The 17189-nt window shown below is 65.3% G+C and carries 17 protein-coding genes and 1 pseudogene; 6 read left to right on the top strand and 12 right to left on the bottom strand.

Going from position 1 to position 17189, the window contains the following annotated elements:
* Positions 1-21: 21 nt before the first annotated feature.
* The 3 genes from LJ362_RS03540 to LJ362_RS03530 form a co-directional block, all read right to left on the bottom strand.
* On the bottom strand, positions 22-681 hold the full coding sequence (locus tag LJ362_RS03540; protein WP_264800787.1) for an HAD family hydrolase: 660 nt from the start codon (positions 679-681) through the stop codon (positions 22-24).
* Positions 682-806: 125 nt separating this feature from the next.
* Positions 807-1271 carry a GNAT family N-acetyltransferase gene (locus tag LJ362_RS03535; RefSeq protein WP_264800786.1) on the bottom strand — a complete coding sequence of 155 codons (465 nt, stop codon included), beginning with the start codon at positions 1269-1271 and terminating at the stop codon, positions 807-809.
* Positions 1271-1777, bottom strand: coding sequence for a GNAT family N-acetyltransferase (locus LJ362_RS03530; RefSeq protein WP_264800785.1), 507 nt, complete (start codon positions 1775-1777; stop codon positions 1271-1273). Before LJ362_RS03530 ends, LJ362_RS03535 begins: the two co-directional genes overlap by 1 nt.
* A 58-nt stretch (positions 1778-1835) precedes the next feature.
* On the opposite strand from LJ362_RS03530, the gene LJ362_RS03525 reads away from it, so the two are divergent.
* The gene (locus tag LJ362_RS03525; RefSeq protein ID WP_062861149.1) at positions 1836-2057 is read left to right on the top strand and encodes a hypothetical protein; all 222 of its coding nucleotides are present in this window, start codon (positions 1836-1838) and stop codon (positions 2055-2057) included.
* A gap of 17 nt (positions 2058-2074) precedes the next feature.
* Here LJ362_RS03525 and LJ362_RS03520 read toward each other — a convergent pair whose 3' ends face one another.
* Positions 2075-3145 carry an AI-2E family transporter gene (locus LJ362_RS03520; protein ID WP_264800784.1) on the bottom strand — a complete coding sequence of 357 codons (1071 nt, stop codon included), beginning with the start codon at positions 3143-3145 and terminating at the stop codon, positions 2075-2077.
* A gap of 94 nt (positions 3146-3239) precedes the next feature.
* On the opposite strand from LJ362_RS03520, the gene LJ362_RS03515 reads away from it, so the two are divergent.
* Both LJ362_RS03515 and LJ362_RS03510 read left to right on the top strand, forming a co-directional pair.
* Positions 3240-5825 (top strand): M3 family metallopeptidase, encoded by a 2586-nt coding sequence (locus tag LJ362_RS03515; RefSeq protein ID WP_264800783.1) that lies wholly within the window; start codon positions 3240-3242, stop codon positions 5823-5825.
* Positions 5806-6573 carry a queuosine precursor transporter gene (locus LJ362_RS03510; protein WP_264800782.1) on the top strand — a complete coding sequence of 256 codons (768 nt, stop codon included), beginning with the start codon at positions 5806-5808 and terminating at the stop codon, positions 6571-6573. Before LJ362_RS03515 ends, LJ362_RS03510 begins: the two co-directional genes overlap by 20 nt.
* Positions 6574-6772: 199 nt before the next feature.
* Here LJ362_RS03510 and tgt read toward each other — a convergent pair whose 3' ends face one another.
* Positions 6773-8029, bottom strand: coding sequence for a tRNA guanosine(34) transglycosylase Tgt (tgt, locus tag LJ362_RS03505; RefSeq protein WP_264800781.1), 1257 nt, complete (start codon positions 8027-8029; stop codon positions 6773-6775).
* A gap of 21 nt (positions 8030-8050) precedes the next feature.
* Here tgt and mmuM point away from each other — a divergent pair, with 21 nt between their 5' ends.
* Complete coding sequence (mmuM, locus tag LJ362_RS03500) at positions 8051-8986, top strand: homocysteine S-methyltransferase (RefSeq protein ID WP_264800780.1); 936 nt, start codon at positions 8051-8053, stop codon at positions 8984-8986.
* Positions 8987-8995: 9 nt separating this feature from the next.
* Here mmuM and LJ362_RS03495 read toward each other — a convergent pair.
* Positions 8996-10002 (bottom strand): annotated as a pseudogene (locus LJ362_RS03495) (isopenicillin N synthase family dioxygenase).
* Positions 10003-10148: 146 nt separating this feature from the next.
* Between LJ362_RS03495 and LJ362_RS03490 the strand changes: the two are divergent.
* A complete protein-coding gene (locus LJ362_RS03490) occupies positions 10149-10754 on the top strand; it encodes a flavin reductase family protein (protein WP_264800779.1) in 606 nt (201 codons plus the stop codon).
* Positions 10755-10772: 18 nt separating this feature from the next.
* Here LJ362_RS03490 and LJ362_RS16880 read toward each other — a convergent pair whose 3' ends face one another.
* Genes LJ362_RS16880 through LJ362_RS16870 form a run of 4 tightly spaced genes read right to left on the bottom strand, consistent with a single transcriptional unit; the run spans position 10773 to position 13241 of the window.
* Positions 10773-11408 (bottom strand): FAD-binding oxidoreductase, encoded by a 636-nt coding sequence (locus tag LJ362_RS16880; protein WP_320109151.1) that lies wholly within the window; start codon positions 11406-11408, stop codon positions 10773-10775.
* A complete protein-coding gene (locus LJ362_RS16875; RefSeq protein WP_320109150.1) occupies positions 11384-12160 on the bottom strand; it encodes an FAD-binding oxidoreductase in 777 nt (258 codons plus the stop codon). The genes LJ362_RS16880 and LJ362_RS16875 overlap by 25 nt, the downstream gene beginning before the upstream one ends.
* Before the next feature lie 20 nt (positions 12161-12180).
* A complete protein-coding gene (locus tag LJ362_RS03480; protein ID WP_320109149.1) occupies positions 12181-12927 on the bottom strand; it encodes a pyridoxal phosphate-dependent aminotransferase in 747 nt (248 codons plus the stop codon).
* Between the two features lie 23 nt (positions 12928-12950).
* Positions 12951-13241 (bottom strand): hypothetical protein, encoded by a 291-nt coding sequence (locus LJ362_RS16870; RefSeq protein ID WP_320109148.1) that lies wholly within the window; start codon positions 13239-13241, stop codon positions 12951-12953.
* Positions 13242-13455: 214 nt separating this feature from the next.
* Here LJ362_RS16870 and LJ362_RS03475 point away from each other — a divergent pair, with 214 nt between their 5' ends.
* Positions 13456-14931 (top strand): malate:quinone oxidoreductase, encoded by a 1476-nt coding sequence (locus LJ362_RS03475; protein WP_264800776.1) that lies wholly within the window; start codon positions 13456-13458, stop codon positions 14929-14931.
* Between the two features lie 67 nt (positions 14932-14998).
* On the opposite strand, the gene LJ362_RS03470 is transcribed toward LJ362_RS03475, so the two are convergent.
* Positions 14999-15823, bottom strand: a complete 825-nt coding sequence (locus LJ362_RS03470; protein WP_264800775.1) for a bifunctional allantoicase/(S)-ureidoglycine aminohydrolase — start codon at positions 15821-15823, stop codon at positions 14999-15001.
* Positions 15824-15857: 34 nt separating this feature from the next.
* Positions 15858-17162 (bottom strand): HpcH/HpaI aldolase/citrate lyase family protein, encoded by a 1305-nt coding sequence (locus LJ362_RS03465; RefSeq protein WP_264800774.1) that lies wholly within the window; start codon positions 17160-17162, stop codon positions 15858-15860.
* Positions 17163-17189 lie beyond the last annotated feature (27 nt).

Here is a 17189-nt window from a genome sequence, read left to right as displayed (position 1 = left end):
CCCAGGCGCGGACAATAGCCGTCATTGCTTCGTGATCGAGTTCTGAGAATCCGTTCCACACAGACCTTCTGTTAGTGCTTCGAGCGATTCCAGCCAGATGTCGGCGGCTCTCGCTTCCGACCACTTCCGTTGGATGACAGCCCAAGGCCCCCGCTGGACGAATGCTGTCATCATTCCTGCTTGCTTCGCAGGGACGATGTCATTGTCGATTCTGTCTCCGACATAGAGAATCTGACCAGCCTCGACATCTGCGGCATCGACTATGCGATCAAAGAAATCGGGCTCCGGCTTGCTCACACGCCATGTTGCCGATGAAGCCAGAAAGTGAGGGGACAGTCCGATAGCCCTTAGCTGTCGCTCAATTCCAATTGGCTGATTGCCCGCGATACCCACGATTCTTCCAGATGTCTTGACTGCCTCGATGCACGCAGCTGCGTCTGCGTATAGGTCCGCAGGTGTGACTGCAGTTTTACCTGCGGGCGGTCGCACTCTCAGTTCGTCCCATATAGTTCGATGATCAACTCTCCTTTCGATCAGTGACCCGAACACAGAGAAGAAAGTGAACTCCGAGATTCCCGCTTCGTTCGCAAGCTCCGACCAACTTCGGGCCTCACTGACCAGAGTCTCGCCGACATCAAAGACGATGGCGCGAATGCCGTTGAGTTTTTCGGTCAAGTCCATTGCATTATTCGAACTCATTCATCCGACTCCGGAGGTGGGCGATTTGCGGCGTACAGCACCATGTCTCGCCGAGTGCCGCCGATCTCCTGATGTTCCACAAGCACTCGTTCGCGTACATATCCTGCTCAGTCAGCGGTCCGCAGAGACCCGGTGTTCCCCGGTTCGATGAAGAGTTCGACTCGGCTCAGCCCGGGAATGGTCCAGGCAAAGTTCGTCAGTGCAGCGAGGGCCTCGGCTGCGTACCCGCACTGTCGCGACGAGGGCGCTATCGCGTAGCCTGCACTGGCTCGGCCGTCTGCAAGGTCTTTGAGCCACAGACCGCAATGGCCGACTGCCTCATCGTCGGAGTGCCGCGCGATTGTGAACGAGAAACCCCGACCTTCGGTATGACGCCCCTGTTGTCTGCGAACCCAGGACTCAGCCTCCTCACGGCTGGCGTGCCCGGGAAGAGTTCCTGTCAGCGGCACGTACGGATCGGTGGACAGGTCGCGGGCCATAGCCGCATCACGAAGTTCCACGCGCCGTAGTCGGACCGCGCCGAATTCTGGATCAGTCGCGGGCCACGATGGCAGCCGGTGAGAAGTGGGCATCAGTTACCTATCGTCCGCTGATCGTCTTGAGCAGGGTATGCCACCGGCTTCACCATGATCAGGCAGGGCGTGTCCGCTCCCCACAGGTCGTTCTCCTCCAGAGGCAGGAAGCCCATCTTCTCGTAGAAGTGACGGGTCCGCGCATAGTTCGGATCGTCCTTCGACGGACCCAAGGTCTTCACTTCGAGCAGCCGCGCCCCTCGGGCCCGCACATCCTCGATGATGGCCTCGATCATCGCAGTCCCGACTCCCCCGCCGTGGAAGGAGCGGTCGACGACGGTGAAATGGATTTCACTGGTCTGCGGGAAATGATGCGTCACCAGCGTGACTCCGACGACTCGCCCACGTTCGTCGCGGACCGTCCACGTCTCCAGGCGGCGCGCGTCGTCGATGTATTCGGCGTTGGATTCGGGTCTGCCGAACCATTCCGGCACGGTTGCGAGCAGCCGTTCCACTTCCTTAGGCACGGCCTCGTCGCGCTGAGCTCTCCAGTCGGCTTCAGTCATGGGCTCCACCCTAGACTCCGCATCGATGCTTCGGTACCCCGTTGCTAGACTCAGCCCCATGAGCGAGCCCGAATCCCCCGTCCTCCGACTGATCCCGTATCTCGCGGCGATCACCGCAGCCATCTTCGTCGTGCTGCCCCGTCTCGGCGGTGACGGGAACCTGCTCATGAGCCTCGTGTTCGCGGCAGTCGCCTATTTCGGCGCCTATTTCATCGTCAAGCTCATCATCCACGTCCTCGTCACCCGAATCGATTCCGGCAGCAACGACGACCACGGCTGAGGTCCGATCCGCCGTTCCTACTTCTTCGCCTGCGCCGGAACGACGACCTTGCGGATGATGATGAGCGCCGAGGCGGCCACCGGCACCGCGACCACCGCACCGAGCACACCGCCGAGGGTTCCGCCGGCGATCGCAGCGATGATGACGAGGGCACCGGGCACGTCGACGGCCTTGTTCATGATCCGCGGACTGAGCAGATACGCCTCGACCTGCATGTACACGAGGTAGTAGATTCCGGCTGTGATGCCCAGCCCGGGCGAGACCATCAGGCAGGACGCAGTGATGATGATCGCCCCGGTGATCGGGCCGACCAGGGGAATGAGCGAGGCGAGGAACGCCACGAACGCCAACAGCGCCGGCAGCGGGGCGCCGATGATGGTGAGGAAGATCGCCGAGCATACGCCGTTGATGACACCCAGCGACACCTGACCGAGGACGTAGCGTCCGATGGATCGGGTGACCTCCTCGGTGACGGATTCGACCGTCGGTCGCGATGAGGCCGCGACCAGGGAGAACATCGCGGATCTGATCGTCGGCATGGACACGGCGAAGTAGATGGTGAGGATGACGACGATGATCACGCCGGTGAGGAAGCTCAAGATCCCCGCCCCGATCGACACGACGCCGCCGCCGAGGGAGAGCACATTCTTCGGATCCGAGGCCCAGTCCGCGATGTTGGCGAACACCGCATCGATGTCGATCGCGCCGGTGAACTGCTCCTCGAGCTCCGTTACCCACCCGGTCGTCGCAAGGTTCGCCACGATCCCGGGCAGATCCGCGACGAACGTCTGGATCTGACTGATCACGGCCGGCGCGATGAGCAGTGCGACGCCGACGACGATGAGGATGAAGGCCACGACGACGATGAGCACCGACAACGACCGCGGCACCTTGCGGTCGACGAACCACTGGACGATCGGTTCGAGCCCGAGAGCGAGGAAGAGCGCCAGACCGATGTAGATGATCACGGTCGCCACGGACTGCAGCGCCGTCATCACCACGATCGCCAGCCCCACGCCCAAGGCGCCGGTGAAACCGAGCCGGAACGCGCTGTTGAGTGTGAGGGACTTGCCCTGCCCAGTGCCCATGGAAACCAGTGTAACCAGCGATCATGCACTGGTCGGTCGACTCACGTTAGGATCGGAGCGAACCCTCAACCGCTAAGAAAGTGAATCGTCGAGAATGAACGCAGATCCGAACAGCATCGATGTCTGGGAAGCGTTCCTCGACCCGCAGACCGACTATTCACTGCCCGACTTCGCCGCAGTCACCCCGGAGACGCTGCTGACCGCGGTTCACACGGCGACCGATTTCGCCCACGCCGAGGTGGCTGCCATCGTCGCCGACGACGCCGAGTCCACGTTCTTCTCCACCACCGTGCGGTTCGAATCCGCGTCCGTGCCGATGACCCGCATCGCCTCCGTGGCAGCTGCCATCGAATCGAATCATCTGCGCCCCGAACTCACGGACGCCATCTCCGAGACCTGGGAGCTCCTCTCGGCCACCGAGACCGAGATCCTGCTGAACGTGGACCTCTTCCACCGCATCGAGCAGGTCTCGGTCTCCGACCTCAACCCCGAGGACAAGCGTCAGCAGGAACTGACCATCGATCAGTTCGTGCGTGCGGGAGCCCGCCTCGGCGAAGAAGAACGCGAGCAGATGGCCACGATCGCGGCCGAACTGACCACATTGGAGAACTCCTTCTCCCGCGCGCTGCAGCTCGATACGCGCGAATTGGCCGTCCACCTCAGCGAGGCCGAATCCCTGGCCGGGATGAACGACGATCAGATCGCGGCAGCGGCGAATCGTGCAGCCGAACGCGGTGTCGACGGCTACCTGCTGCCGCTGAACAACTTCACCCAGCAGCTCGTGCTCGAATCCCTCGAGACAGCACAGACCCGCCGGCACGTGCTGAATAATTCGATGGCGCGCGGATCCCGCGGCGGCGAAGGCGACACCCGCACCCAGGTCGCCGACACCACGGCGCTGCGGGCCCTGCAGGCGAATCTGCTCGGGTATCCCTCGTTCTCCTCCTACGCCGTCGACAACCAGACCGCCGGCAATCCGGACGCCGCTGCAGACATCGTGTCCTCCCTGATCAACCCCGCCAAGGCTCAGCTCGACGAGGAGCTCGGCTTGGTTCGGGACCGCTACGGACTCGACGACGTCGCGCCCGAGGACGTGAAGTACTACCTCGCGAAGTACCGGGCCGACGAATTCGGCATCGACCCCGACGAGGTGGCCAAGTACTTCGAGTTCGACACCGTGCTCACCGAAGGTGTCTTCCGCGCGGCCACCGGACTCTACGGCGTCACCTTCGCTTCCTATGACGGCGTCACCGCCTGGCACGAGGACGTGCGCGCCTATGAGGTCACCGACGTCAACGAACGTCACCTGGGGCTCATCCTCATCGACCCGTATTCCAGGGACACCAAGCGCGGCGGAGCCTGGATGGACCAGCTGGTTCCCGCCTCCCGGCTGACCGGTCTGCTGCCGGTCGTCACCCTCTCCCTCAATCTCGCCAAGCCTGGCCCGGGTCGGCCCACTCTGCTCAATCCGACCGAGCTGACGACGTTCTTCCACGAATTCGGCCACGTCCTCCACGGGCTCTTCGCGAACTCCACCTACCCGTCGACTGCAGGGACCGCAGTCCCTCGCGACTATGTCGAGTTCCCGTCCCAGCTCAATGAGATGTGGCGTTTCCACCCGCAGGTCCTGCCCCACTTCGCCAAACACGTAGACACGGGTGAGCCGATGCCGGCCCAACTCGTCGACGCCCTCATCGCCAGTGAGAAGTTCGGGCAGGGCTTCGACACCATCGAATACCTCGCCGCTGCCATGCTCGACCTGTCGTGGCATTCGCTCGAGGCCGGAGAGCACATCACCGATGTGCTGTCCTTCGAATCCGAGGTGCTCGCCGCCGCCGGCTTCTCGCCGCTCGTTCCCCCGCGTTATCGGTCGACCTACTTCGGGCACATCTTCGCCTCCGGCTATGCTGCCGGCTACTACTCCTACCTCTACTCCGAGGTCATCGCCGCCTGGGTGAGCGAATGGTTCGAATCCCAGGGCGGCCTCAACCGCGAGGCCGGAGACGCCTTCCGCGAGGCTATCCTCGCTCCCGGCTACTCGGTCGATCCGATGTCGGCGATCGAACGCTTCTTCGGCACCCGCCCTGACGTCGCGCCCCTGCTGCGTCGTCGTGGACTCGCGGAACCCGTCACCGAGGTCGACGGGGAGGACGAGGAGGAGGAAACGACCGAGACCGAGTCCGGAGCCGCCTCGGCGAAGTGGGACCACCCCAACCACGAGGCGGTCGCCGCTGATCTCGCGGCTGCGGGCATCGATCCGCGCATCGAGATCTTCGACGGTTCGACGCCGACGGCGACCGCGGCGGCCGAAGCGCTGGGCATCGAGGTCGGGGCGATCGCGAACAGCCTCATCTTCTCCTCCGCCGGCGGCCCCGTGCTCATCATGGCCTCGGGCTCCCACCGGGTCGACACCGCACATGTCGCCGAACTCATCGGCGTCGATTCCCTCGACCGGGCGTCGAAGGAACTCGTCCGCGAGGCCACCGGGCAGGTCATCGGCGGGGTCGCTCCCTGCGGGCACCCGGGCCCGATTCCCACCTATGTCGATGTGTCGCTGAAGGACTATCCTGTTCTCTGGGCCGGCGCGGGGACACCGAATTCGATGGTGCCCCTGACGTATGAGCAGCTGCTCACGGTCACCGGAGGAAAGGAAATCACCGTTGTCGCAGAAGAGGCCTGAGGCCGAGTCCGGACGTTCCGAAGCAGAGTCTGGGCAGCCGGATCGCACCTCCGATCCGGCGCACACCACCACCTCGGCTGCACGATTCGCAGCTTTCGCTTCCTCCCGGGGCCGCTATTATGCGGTCTTCCTGGCCGTGTTCTGCGCGGTGCTCATCATCTCGAACATCTCGGCCACGAAGGTCATCGGCTTCGGTCCGATCGTCACCGACGGCGGCGCGTCCCTCTTCCCCATCGCGTACATCCTCGGCGATGTGATCAGCGAGGTGTACGGCTTCAAAGCCGCTCGCAAGGCCGTGATCACCGGATTCGCCCTGCAGATCCTGGCCACTTTCGTCTTCTGGCTCGTACTCATCTCGCCTCCGGGGCCCGGTTACGAGAACCAGGACGCCTTCGCCGCCGTGCTCGGCTTCTACCCGCGCATCGTCGCGGCTTCCCTCGTCGGCTACTTCGTCGGCCAGCTGCTCAACTCGTGGGTGCTGGTGGCAGTGAAGAAGCGCATGGGCGAGTCGAAGCTGTGGGTGCGGCTGCTCACGTCGACCGGTGTCGGCGAGTTCGTCGACACGCTGCTGTTCTGCATCATCGCCTTCGCCGGTGTCATCCCGGGACTCGACTTCCTCAACTACATCATCGTCGGCTTCGTCTACAAGGTCGCCGTCGAGATCATCTTCCTGCCTGTGACCTATCGGGTCATCAAGCTCGTCAAACGCCACGAACCCAGCTACGAACTCGACGAGGCCCGGGCTTAGGCCGACCGGACGCAGTGTGGCCGGCCCCGAACGGAAAGCGGTTGTCGGCGAGTGTCATCGAGTTTTGTCCCTGGCCGACATCGACTTCTGGTCAGGTCATCGAGATAGAACTCGATGTGCTGATCGGAAGTCGATGACTCACCTACGGGCGGAAGCGCGTGGGACCGGCGGGCGACCGCAGCGACCGCCGGAAGCGCGGCTACTTCTTTGCGTAGTACCGGCCGAGGACCTCGGTTTCGAGTTCGTCGAAGCGGCCGTCGATCATCGCCTGACGGATCTCGGCGACGAGCGAGACGACGAAGTGCTCGTTGTGGATGGTGCACAGGGTGGAGAAGAGCATCTCCTTCGCTTTGTACAGGTGCCGCAGGTACGCCCGTGAGTAGTTCTGGCACGTGTAGCACGTGCAGTCGGGGTCGAGCGGGCCGAAGTCGCGCCGGTACTTCGCGCCGGTGAGGTTGTACCGGCCGTCGCGGGTGTAGATGGCGGCATTGCGGGCCACGCGGGAGGGCGAGACGCAGTCGAAGGTGTCCGCGCCGGTCTTGATCGCTTCGAACAGGTCGTCGGGTTCGGAGATGCCCAGCAGGTGCCGCGGCTTGTTCTCCGGCAGCTCTTCGCACACCCAGCGGATGATGATGCCGAGGTTCTCCTTCTCCAGTGCACCGCCGATGCCGTAGCCGTCGAAGTCCATCGCGCCGAGGTCCCGGGCGGCCTTGCGCCGCAGATCCTCGTACTGCGCACCCTGCAGCACCCCGAAGAGCGCCTGGTATGGACGATGCGACCGCTCCTCGGTGAGGCGGAAGTGCTCTTCGATGCAGCGGATCGCCCACAGTCGGGTTCGCTCGAGCGATTCCTCCTGGTAGCCACGGGTGTTGACCAGCGTGGTCAGCTCGTCGAAGGCGAACATGATGTCGGCGCCGAGTTCGTGCTGCACCCGCATCGAGATCTCCGGGGTGAACCGGTGCATCGAGCCGTCGAGGTGGGACTTGAATGTCACCCCGTCATCGTCGACGTTCGACAGCCGCTCCTTGCCGACGGCGACGAGTTCGTCGTTCTGCTCCCCCGTCGACTCCATCGAGATGACCTTCTTGAACCCCGAGCCCAGGCTCATCACCTGGAACCCGCCGGAGTCGGTGAAGGTGGGTCCGGGCCAGTTCATGAACTTCCCCAGCCCGCCGGCCTCGTCGATGAGGTCCGATCCCGGCTGCAGGTAGAGGTGGTAGGCGTTCGAGAGCACCGCCTGGCCGCCGAGTTCGGCGACCTCGTCGGGGCGCACGGCCTTGACCGTGGCCTTCGTGCCGACGGGGATGAACGCGGGGGTCTGGATGTCGCCGTGCGGAGTGTGGATGACTCCGGTGCGTCCGCCCGTGTCCATGCGGGTGCCCACCTCGAAGCCGAACTGCGATCGGTCGTTGATGAGGGCGGTCTCGGATGCTGCCGGAGTTTCGTCTGTAGTCACCAGACAAGCTTAACTAAGTCCATGACGTTCACCCAGATGCTCACTCTCGCCGAGGCGGCCGCCCCCATCGTCATCGACGGCGGGCTGGGCAGTGCCGCCGAGGATCGCGGCATCGACCTCGACCACGCACTGTGGTCGGCCGAGCTCATCCGCCGTGACCCCGACACCTTGATGGCCGTGCACACCGCCTTCGTCGCCGCTGGGGCGCAGGTGCTCACGACCGCGAGCTACCAAGCATCCCCGCTCGGGTTCGCCGAGGCGGGAATCAGCGCCGAGGAGGGCAGCCGGATCATCGGCGACAGCGTGCGCATCGCGCGCACTGCGGCAGATCGCAATGCCACACCAGGCACAAGTATCCTCATCGCCGGGTCTGTCGGCCCGTATGGTGCGGCGCTCGGCGACGGCGCCGAGTACACGGGAAGCTATCACCGGAGTCCTGAGGATTACACCGCCTTCCATCGTCCGCGCATCGAAGCCCTCGCCGAGGCGGGTGCGGACCTGCTCGCCATCGAAACCCAACCGCGCCTCGATGAGATCCGCGCCCTCATCGCTCTGACCGAGGACATCGGCCTTCCGGCTTGGGTGACCGTGACTCTACAGGGCACCACGGACACGACCGCGCCGACCATGCCCGACGGCAGCACCCTGGCGGACCTCGCCGAGGCGGTGGCCGCCTCGGCGAGCGTGCGGGCGGTCGGGGTCAACTGCGTTCGCCCGTCCCTCGTGACCCCGGCGCTGAGCGAACTGTCCAAGCACATGGATTTGCCGCTCATCGCCTACCCGAACTCGGGCGAAACCTACGACGCGGACACTCTGACGTGGCACGACGGCGCGGAGCCCGGCGTCGGGTCGTGGCCGGTGGCGGAGTGGACCCGCCTCGGCGCACGGATCATCGGCGGCTGCTGCCGGGTCCGTCCCGACGACATCGCAGAGCTGTCGGAGCGGACCAGTCGCTGACGCGATCCCTCAACCCTGAGCGCCGACGAGCTCCGGGTAGAACTTCTCGGCGACGTTCGGGTGGGAGCGCAGTCGGGAGGCGAAGGCGTTCTCCCCATAGACGGCGTAGAGGGCGTCGCGTTCGTCGTCGGTGACCCCGCGGGCCTCGGCGGCGAGTTCGTCGGGCAGTGCGACCTCGGGCAGGCGGGCGCTGAGCGCCGGGTTATAGAAGAATGGGATGGAGATGCGGTCCTGGCCGGGACCGGTCGGCAGGACCCGGTGGACGGTGGCTTTGAGGTAGCCGTTCGTGGCGACCTCGAGGAGTTTGCCGATGTTGACGACGAAGGTGTTCTCGATCGGATCCGCATCGATCCAACCGTCGTCGGTGAGCACCTGCAGACCGGTGGTGCCCGGCTGCGGGTAGAGCAGGGTCAGGGTGCCGCCGTCGCGGTGCTCGCCCACTCCCTGGGTCACGGACTCGGACTCGGCTTCGGGATAGCGAACGATCTTGATGAAGGATTCGGCATCCTCGGCGAACGCGTCGGCGAAATGATCGCCGGGCTGGCCGAGGCTGAGCGCCCACTGTTCGAGGAGGCGTGCGCGACCTGGCTCAGCTGCGCATGCCAGGAGTCCGTGGCCTCCCGCAGCTCGGGCAGCGATTCCGGGTACTGGTTGGGTCCGGTGAGATGGTCGAAGTCGTTGACCGGTTCGGCCACGGGTGCGCGTTCGGGGCCGATGTCGATCTGCTCGCGCCAATCCACGCGGCCCTGGGTGCGTTCGCCGCCGGTGCGGGTGTAGCCGCGGAAGTGCGGGGAGTTCGTGTTCTCGATCGCGAGCTTCTCGTCCTCGGGCAGTGCGAAAAAGTTCTGGGCGACATCGATGATGCGGCTGAATTCGGCGTCGGAGATGCCGTGGCCGGTGAGGTAGAAGAAGCCGATCTCGTGAGTGACGCGACGCAGCTCGGCGCGGAAGTCGGCCGCGGTCGCAGGGTCATCGCCGAGGCTGAGGTCGAGGACGGGCAGCTGGGTAAGAGTCATGCCATCACGGTAGACCGCGCCAGGAAGCCAGTGTGTGAGCGGTGTCACGGAGCGCCACACTCCGTCATCATCTTGTCACGGACGAAACCAGACAGAGACCGTCCCGCACAGTGCGCTCTCCCCGAACACCTGCTTGAATAGGTCGGGTGACCCACTTCTATCGCCCGTCCGAGGGCCACCGCCTGCCGCACGACCCCTTCAACGCCATCGTCGCGCCGCGTCCCATCGGCTGGATCGGCACCCTCGATGCCGACGGACGTCGCAACCTCGCGCCCTACTCGTTCTTCAATGCGCTGAACTACTCTCCACCGCTCGTAGGCTTCTCCAGTAACGCGTGGAAGGACACCGTCGCCAACTGCCGGGAGACTGGGGAGTTCACGTGGAATCTAGTCACTCGGCCCCTCGCCGAGGCGATGAACGCCTCGTCGACCACCGCTGAGGTCGACGAGTTCTCCGCCGCAGAAGTCGAGGCGGCCGAGTCCGTGGAGGTCTCTGCGCCACGCGTGGCAGCCTCACCGGCGACTTTTGAATGCCGAGTCACCCAGATCATCGATCTCCGCACCTCGGACGGCGAAGGCTCGGGTTCGTGGTTCACCGTGGGCGAAGTGGTGGGTGTCCATCTCGACGAATCCCTGCTCGACAACGGGATCGTCGACACAGTCGCCGCCGAACCGGTGCTGCGCGGCGGAGGACCGACCGCATACTTCGGGATCAGCTCGGATCAGCGTTTCGACATGCGTCGACCGGGCTGAGTTCGATCACCCGAGATCTCAGCCGAGCATCTTGCCCGGGTTGAGGATCCCCAACGGATCCACCGCCGCCTTGATCGAGGTCTGCAGCGCTCGCGCACCCGCATCGAGTTCGCGCACCAGCCAGTCCTTCTTCAGATACCCGACCCCGTGCTCACCCGTGATCGTCCCACCCAGATCGAGACCCAGCTGCATGATCTCAGCGAACGTCTCCTTCGCCTCGGCCACACTCGCCTCATCCTGGGCGTCGAAGAGCACACTCGGATGCATATTCCCATCCCCGGCGTGCCCGGCCGTGGACACCTCAACCGAATGCCGGGCCGCGATCTCGTCCAACCTGGCGAAGAACTCGCCGAGGCGGGACCGAGGAACGCACACATCATCGATGAGCTCTCCCCCACCAAGCCCCGACACGTACTTCTCCATCGCCGGAGACACAGCCCGACGAGCCGCGACCAGCATCTCCGAATCCGCCGGATCATCGGAGAAGAACACCTCATCGGCGCCCTGCGCTCTGGCGATCGCCTCGAACGATTCCAGCTCGGTCACACCGGCCTGCCCCGGAGCATCCGACTGCACCAACAACAGCGCACCGGCCCCGTCGGGCAGCCCGAAATCACCATAGGCATTGATCATGCCCACGGTGCCTCCGTCCATGAGCTCGAGCATCGACGGGCCGCCCCGGAGGCCATGAACTCAGAGACCGTATGCCCGGCCGATTCCAAGTCCGGGAAGATCCCGACACCGGTCACCGGCGGAGTCACCAGAGGTCTGAGCCCGAGGGTGATCTCGACGATGACTCCCAGAGTCCCCTCGGACCCGACGAACAGACCCGCCAGATCGAGACCGGCCACACCCTTCGCCGTCTGCCGACCCAACCGGGTCACTGTCCCATCGGCGAGGACCACGGTCAGACCGCGCACGTAGTCTCGCGTCACCCCGTATTTCACACAGCACATGCCGCCGGCGTTCGTCGCGACGTTCCCGCCGATCGTGGAGATCGCCACCGACCCCGGATCCGGCGGATACGACAGACCGTGCTCGGCCAGAGCCGATTTGAGGTCTTGGTTGATGACACCGGGCTGGACACGGCAGGTCTGGTTCACCTCGTCGATGTCGACGATCGCGTTCAGCTTCGCGACGTTGAGCAGGAGCGCCCCGTCGGTGGCGTTCGCCGCCCCCGACAAACCCGTCCTGGCACCCTGAGTGACCACCGGGATCCGATGCGCGGTGGCAAACCGCATCACCGCGACCACATCATCGACGTCGGCAGCTCGCACGAGCGCCGAGGCGGTCCCCACCGGACAGAACAGGGCCTTGTCCGCCGAATAGGAGTCGATGACATCCCGATCGGTGACCAGGGCGCCCGAACTCAGTTCGGCCGCAAGTCCGTCCAGATCAGCGCCCACCGTGGCCTCCGCACTCATCGTCACAGCGAAGCGGCGACCTTGAGCACGCGGTCGAGAGCCTCATCGGGACCGATGCTCACACGCACCCCGCCCTGCAGGCGACGCACGGCAACGGCCTGCTTCGCGCACTCGCCTTCGAAGGCGACGGCCGCCTCGGGGTCGAGCGCGATCCACACATAGTTGCCCTGAGCATCGGGCACGGACAGACCCAGCTCCCGCAGATCGTGCGCGAACCGGTCGCGTACCGCAGCGACCTCCTTGGCGCGCACGGCCACCTCGTCGACGCGTGCCAGGGATTCCCGGGCGGCGGCCTGGGCACCGGCGGTGACGGAGAACGGGGCGATGACCTGGCGCATCGCCGAGGCGATCTCGGCGTCGGCGATGCCGTAGCCCACGCGCAGACCTGCCAGGCCGTGCGCCTTCGAGAAGGTGCGGGCGAGCACGAGATTCGGGTGCTTGGCGCGAGCGGTGAGGGAGTCGGCCGCCTCGGTGGCGAATTCGAGGTACGCCTCGTCGAGGACGACGATGACGGACTCGGGCACCTCGGCGAGGAATCCCTCGAGTTCGGCATCGGTGATCGTCGGTCCGGTCGGATTGTTCGGCGAGCACAGCAGCACGAGACGGGTCGTGTCATCGATCGCGGCAGCCAGCCCGGCGAAGTCATGGCAACCGTCTTCCAGCAGAGCGACGGGGCGCTTCTCCGCGCCCCGCGCCGAGGCGAGGATCGGGTACATCTCGAACGACGGCCACGGATAGACCACGGACATGCCCGCTTCGAGGGTGATGTTCGTCAGCGCCGTGAGGACCTCGGAGGCCCCGGCGCCGGGACCACCTCGGCAGGTTCGACATCGAGGTGGGAGGCGATATCGGCCACGAGCGCGGCTGCGGTGGGATCGGGGTAGTTCCCCGGAATCGCCGAGGCGGATGCCACCGATTCAACGACACCCGGCAACGGCGGCAGGTGGTTCTCGTTCGAAGACAATTTGTACGGGGTCAGGCCGGGGGATGCGACGGGAGGCTTGCCGGGGACGTAGGGAGGGAATTCGGCGAGCGCGTCACGGAGCAGGAAACGTTTGGACATGTGCCCATAGTTGCATATCTTGTGGCGGGCAACACAGACTGTCTTGCCAAAGCGTCCGAATGGTCGGAAACGGGCGGTCGGGCCGGACGCCCATCCGCTGTGAGAATGCTCTCGCGACGCTTCGTTCCCTCCTCCCGGGTTACAGGTGGGCTGATGCCGGAGAGTACCCTGAGAGACGAATACAAGTAGTCAGAGACGAGGAATGAGAGTCCAAATGCCCGCACCGCAGGAAAAAGTCGACGTCGTCTTGATCGGCGGCGGCATCATGAGCGCCACTCTGGGCGCCATGCTGACCGAACTTCAGCCCGATTGGGACATCCGTGTCTACGAGAAGCTCGACTATGTAGCCACTGAGAGCTCGGACCCGTGGAACAATGCGGGCACCGGCCACGCCGCACTCTGCGAACTCAACTACACTCCTGAGGACTCCAACGGCAACATCGACCTGGAGAAGGCCTCGACGATCAACCAGCAGTTCCACCACTCGCGCCAGTACTGGTCGCATCTCGTCGACACCGGTGTGCTCACCGACCCGAAGTCCTTCATCAACCCCATCGCCCACGTCAGCTACGGCCGCGGCGACAAGGGCCGTGACTACATCAAACGCCGCTACGAGACGATGGTGCGCAACCCGCTGTTCGCCGAGATGGAGTACACCGACGACCCGGCGACTCAGGCCGAATGGCTGCCGCTGATGTTCGAGGGCCGCGGACCGGGCCAGGTCAACGGCATCTCGCGGATCAAGCAGGGCACCGATGTCGACTTCGGGTCGCTGACGGGCCAACTGCTCAGCTACGTTGCGGACAAGGGCGCAACCGTGCGCACCAGCCACCAGGTCACCGATCTCGAGCGCGCCTCCGACGGGTGGAACCTCACCGTCAAGGATCTGCTCTCCCACGAGTCCCACCGGATCGGCGCGCGGTTCGTCTTCGTCGGCGCCGGCGGCGGCGCCCTGCCGCTGCTGCAGAAGTCGGGCATCCCCGAGGGCCGCGGCTACGGCGGCTTCCCGGTCTCCGGAATCTTCCTCCGCACCGGCAACGAGGATCTCGTCGCCCGTCACCAGGCGAAGGTCTACGGTCAGGCGGCTCAGGGTGCTCCCCCGATGTCCGTGCCGCACCTCGACACCCGCGTCGTCGACGGCAAGGACTACCTCATGTTCGGCCCCTACGCCGGGTTCTCGCCGAAGTTCCTCAAGAAGGGCCGGTTCACCGACCTGCCGTTCTCGGTGCGCGGGAACAACCTCGCCACGATGCTCAATGTCGCCAAGGACAACACGGACCTCGTCACCTACCTGCTCGGTGAGCTGGCTGCGACGAAGAAGGCCCGCTTCGAGGCGATGCACCAGTTCATCCCGAGCATCGATCCTTCCGACTGGGAGTTCATCCAGGCCGGTCAGCGCGTGCAGGTGATGAAGAAGGATCCGAAGAAGGGCGGTGTGCTCCAGTTCGGCACCGAACTCATCTCTTCGGCCGACGGGTCGATCGCCGCTCTGCTCGGCGCCTCCCCGGGTGCGTCGACGGCGGTGCCGATCATGGTCAACCTGCTCAAGACCTGCTTCCCGCGCCAGTACGCGGGCTGGGAGTCCGCCGTCAAGGACATGATCCCCTCGCTGGGCCGCGACCTCGTCGATGACGAGACGCTGCTCAAGGAGGTCTCCGAGTACACCTCGCGGACCCTGCAGCTCATCTGAGTGGACCGACGGACACAGACAGGCGGCTGGCCGGAAATGATTCCGGCCAGCCGCCTGTCTGTATCTGTCAGAGTTCGACCTGGCGGTTGACGTCCTTGTACAGCAGGTAGCGGAAGCGTCCGGGCCCTCCGGCATAGCAGGCCTGCGGGCAGAAGGCGCGCATGGAGATGAAGTCGCCCTCCTGCACCTCGACCCAGTCGCCGTTGAGACGGTAGACGGCCTTGCCCTCGAGCACGTAGAGGCCGTGCTCCATCTCATGCGTCTCCGCGAACGGGATGACCGCTCCGGCTTCGAAGGTGACGATGTTGACGTGCATGTCGTAGGCGAGGTCGTCCGGGTCGAGCGGGCGGGTCGTGCGCCAGCGTCCGTCGGTTCCGGGCATCGGCGACGGTTCGACATCGGCCTCGTTGCCGAACTTCGCCTCAGGGGTCAGCCCCGCCACGGGCTGGTAGCGTTTGCGCACCCAGTGGAAGCGGGCCGCCTCGGTGCCGGTGGACGTCGCCGACCACGTCGATCCGGCGGGCAGGAACGCGAACCCACCCGGAGTCAGCGTGTGCGCGGTGCCCTCATGGGTGACCTCGAGCGTTCCGGCCATGACGAAGAGGAACCCTTCGACCTCGGGCTGCGGTTCCGGCGCCTCTGAGCCGCAGCCGGGGGCGACCTCGAGGATCGTCTGCGAGAACGTCACCGCTCCCCCGGCCACGGGCTTGCTCAGCACCCACGACCGGGTCCCGGTCCACTCGGGCAGATTCGAAGTGACGATATCGCGCATCACTCCGCGCGGGATGACCGTATAGGCCTCGGTGACGAGGGCACGGTCGGTGAGCAGATCGGACTGCGGCGGGTGGCCGCCGGTCGGGGCCCAGTAGGTGTACGGGTCGGTCGTCGTCATGGGCAGGGTCTCCTTCGGTCGGTGGTCAGTGGGCTCAGTCGAGCGAGCCGGTGCGGGCGAGCTGCCCGAGTTGGGTGAGGCTGAGATTCGTCCGCGAGGTCACGAACTCCTCGGTGTGGGCTCCGCAGACGAGCCCCCTGTCGAGGTAGCGGGCGAGCGCCTTCGCGGTCGCGGGTTCGTCGAGGACCGTCGAATCCGCTTTGAACACGTAGTCGTGCAGCCGCTGAGCCGCCCGTGGCCCGCCTTCGCGGTAGAAGGCGAAGGTCGCCAGGAACCGGGTCGGCAGCTGGTGCGGATGCAGATCCCAGCCCTGGTAGATCCCTCGTTTGAGGTGGCGGCGGACGAGGCCGGCGTGCAGTGCCCACGCGTGGTGGACCTCTGCGGGGTCGCCGAGCGGGAGGATGTTCGTCGACCCGTCGGAGAGGTGGACTCCGGTGCCGGCGACGGCGAGCATCATCTGGTTCTTCGCGAAGTCCGCGACCGGGTGGTCCATCGCCTGGTAGGCCGCGGCCACTCCCATCGACGCCGAATAGTCATAGGTTCCGTAGTGCAGCGAGGTCACGCGCCCGGCACCGGCCTGCAGCGCCGTCGCCAGCGGCACGGTGCCATCGGCGGCGAGCACGAGCTGCGGGGTCTCGACCTGGATCTCGAAGGTGATCGTCCCTTCGCCGAGGCTGTGCTCGGCTTCCAGTGCTCGTGCGGCGAGCACCATCGCCCGGACCTGATCGACGGTGCTGACTTTCGGGAGGGTGAGCACGAGATTCTCCGGCAGGCTGCCGCCCGCCTTGATGAGCTCGGAGATGAACAGGTCGAGAGTGCGCAGACCGCGTTCCCGGGTCGCCGCCTCCATACATTTGAACCGGATGCCGACGAAGCCGGGGGCTGCCTTCTCCGAGCGGCCGGCCACCGCATCGCGGGCGGCCTGGACGACCCACCGATCCTCGGTCTCATCCCCCTGGTCGCCGAATCCGTCTTCGAAGTCCAGACGCAGGTCCTCGATCGGCTCACGTTCGAGTTTCGCGGTGACGGCCTCGGCGAGGAGTTCGGCTTCGCGGGCCACCTGGTGGATGCTGACGACCTGGCCGGGGACCGCGGGACCTTCCTTCCGGGCGGCGGTGATGACGCGTTCGGCCAGCTGCAGCATTCCGCCGTGGGCCTCGACGCATTCGAGCGCCTGCTGCCCCCACTGGTACGGCAGGTCGGCACTCGTGCGGTCGCCGGGCACGTACACGGTGTGCACGGGTTGGCGGACGTCGCGATCACCGGGGTACGCGGTCGCCAGAAGCTCGTCCGTGTCTCCCAGCAGTGAGTCGATATCGGCGAGTGGTGATCGTTCCACTTTCACATTCTCTTTCTCTGCACGGGG

Origin of the sequence: Brevibacterium sp. JSBI002, assembly GCF_026013965.1 — a bacterium.
Lineage (GTDB): Bacteria > Actinomycetota > Actinomycetes > Actinomycetales > Brevibacteriaceae > Brevibacterium.
Note: the sequence above shows the minus strand (reverse complement) of the source record. Positions and strands in the feature narration are given on the sequence as shown.

What these genes read in the sequence shown, in the direction of transcription:
- LJ362_RS03540 (WP_264800787.1), bottom strand. Translation starts at nt 681, where the DNA reads ATGGACTTGACCGAAAAACTCAACGGCATTCGCGCCATCGTCTTTGAT.
- LJ362_RS03535 (WP_264800786.1), bottom strand. Translation starts at nt 1,271, where the DNA reads ATGCCCACTTCTCACCGGCTGCCATCGTGGCCCGCGACTGATCCAGAA.
- LJ362_RS03530 (WP_264800785.1), bottom strand. Translation starts at nt 1,777, where the DNA reads ATGACTGAAGCCGACTGGAGAGCTCAGCGCGACGAGGCCGTGCCTAAG.
- LJ362_RS03525 (WP_062861149.1), top strand. Translation starts at nt 1,836, where the DNA reads ATGAGCGAGCCCGAATCCCCCGTCCTCCGACTGATCCCGTATCTCGCG.
- LJ362_RS03520 (WP_264800784.1), bottom strand. Translation starts at nt 3,145, where the DNA reads ATGGGCACTGGGCAGGGCAAGTCCCTCACACTCAACAGCGCGTTCCGG.
- LJ362_RS03515 (WP_264800783.1), top strand. Translation starts at nt 3,240, where the DNA reads ATGAACGCAGATCCGAACAGCATCGATGTCTGGGAAGCGTTCCTCGAC.
- mmuM (WP_264800780.1), top strand. Translation starts at nt 8,051, where the DNA reads ATGACGTTCACCCAGATGCTCACTCTCGCCGAGGCGGCCGCCCCCATC.
- LJ362_RS16880 (WP_320109151.1), bottom strand. Translation starts at nt 11,408, where the DNA reads ATGGACGGAGGCACCGTGGGCATGATCAATGCCTATGGTGATTTCGGG.
- LJ362_RS03480 (WP_320109149.1), bottom strand. Translation starts at nt 12,927, where the DNA reads ATGTCCGTGGTCTATCCGTGGCCGTCGTTCGAGATGTACCCGATCCTC.
- LJ362_RS16870 (WP_320109148.1), bottom strand. Translation starts at nt 13,241, where the DNA reads ATGTCCAAACGTTTCCTGCTCCGTGACGCGCTCGCCGAATTCCCTCCC.
- LJ362_RS03475 (WP_264800776.1), top strand. Translation starts at nt 13,456, where the DNA reads ATGCCCGCACCGCAGGAAAAAGTCGACGTCGTCTTGATCGGCGGCGGC.
- LJ362_RS03470 (WP_264800775.1), bottom strand. Translation starts at nt 15,823, where the DNA reads ATGACGACGACCGACCCGTACACCTACTGGGCCCCGACCGGCGGCCAC.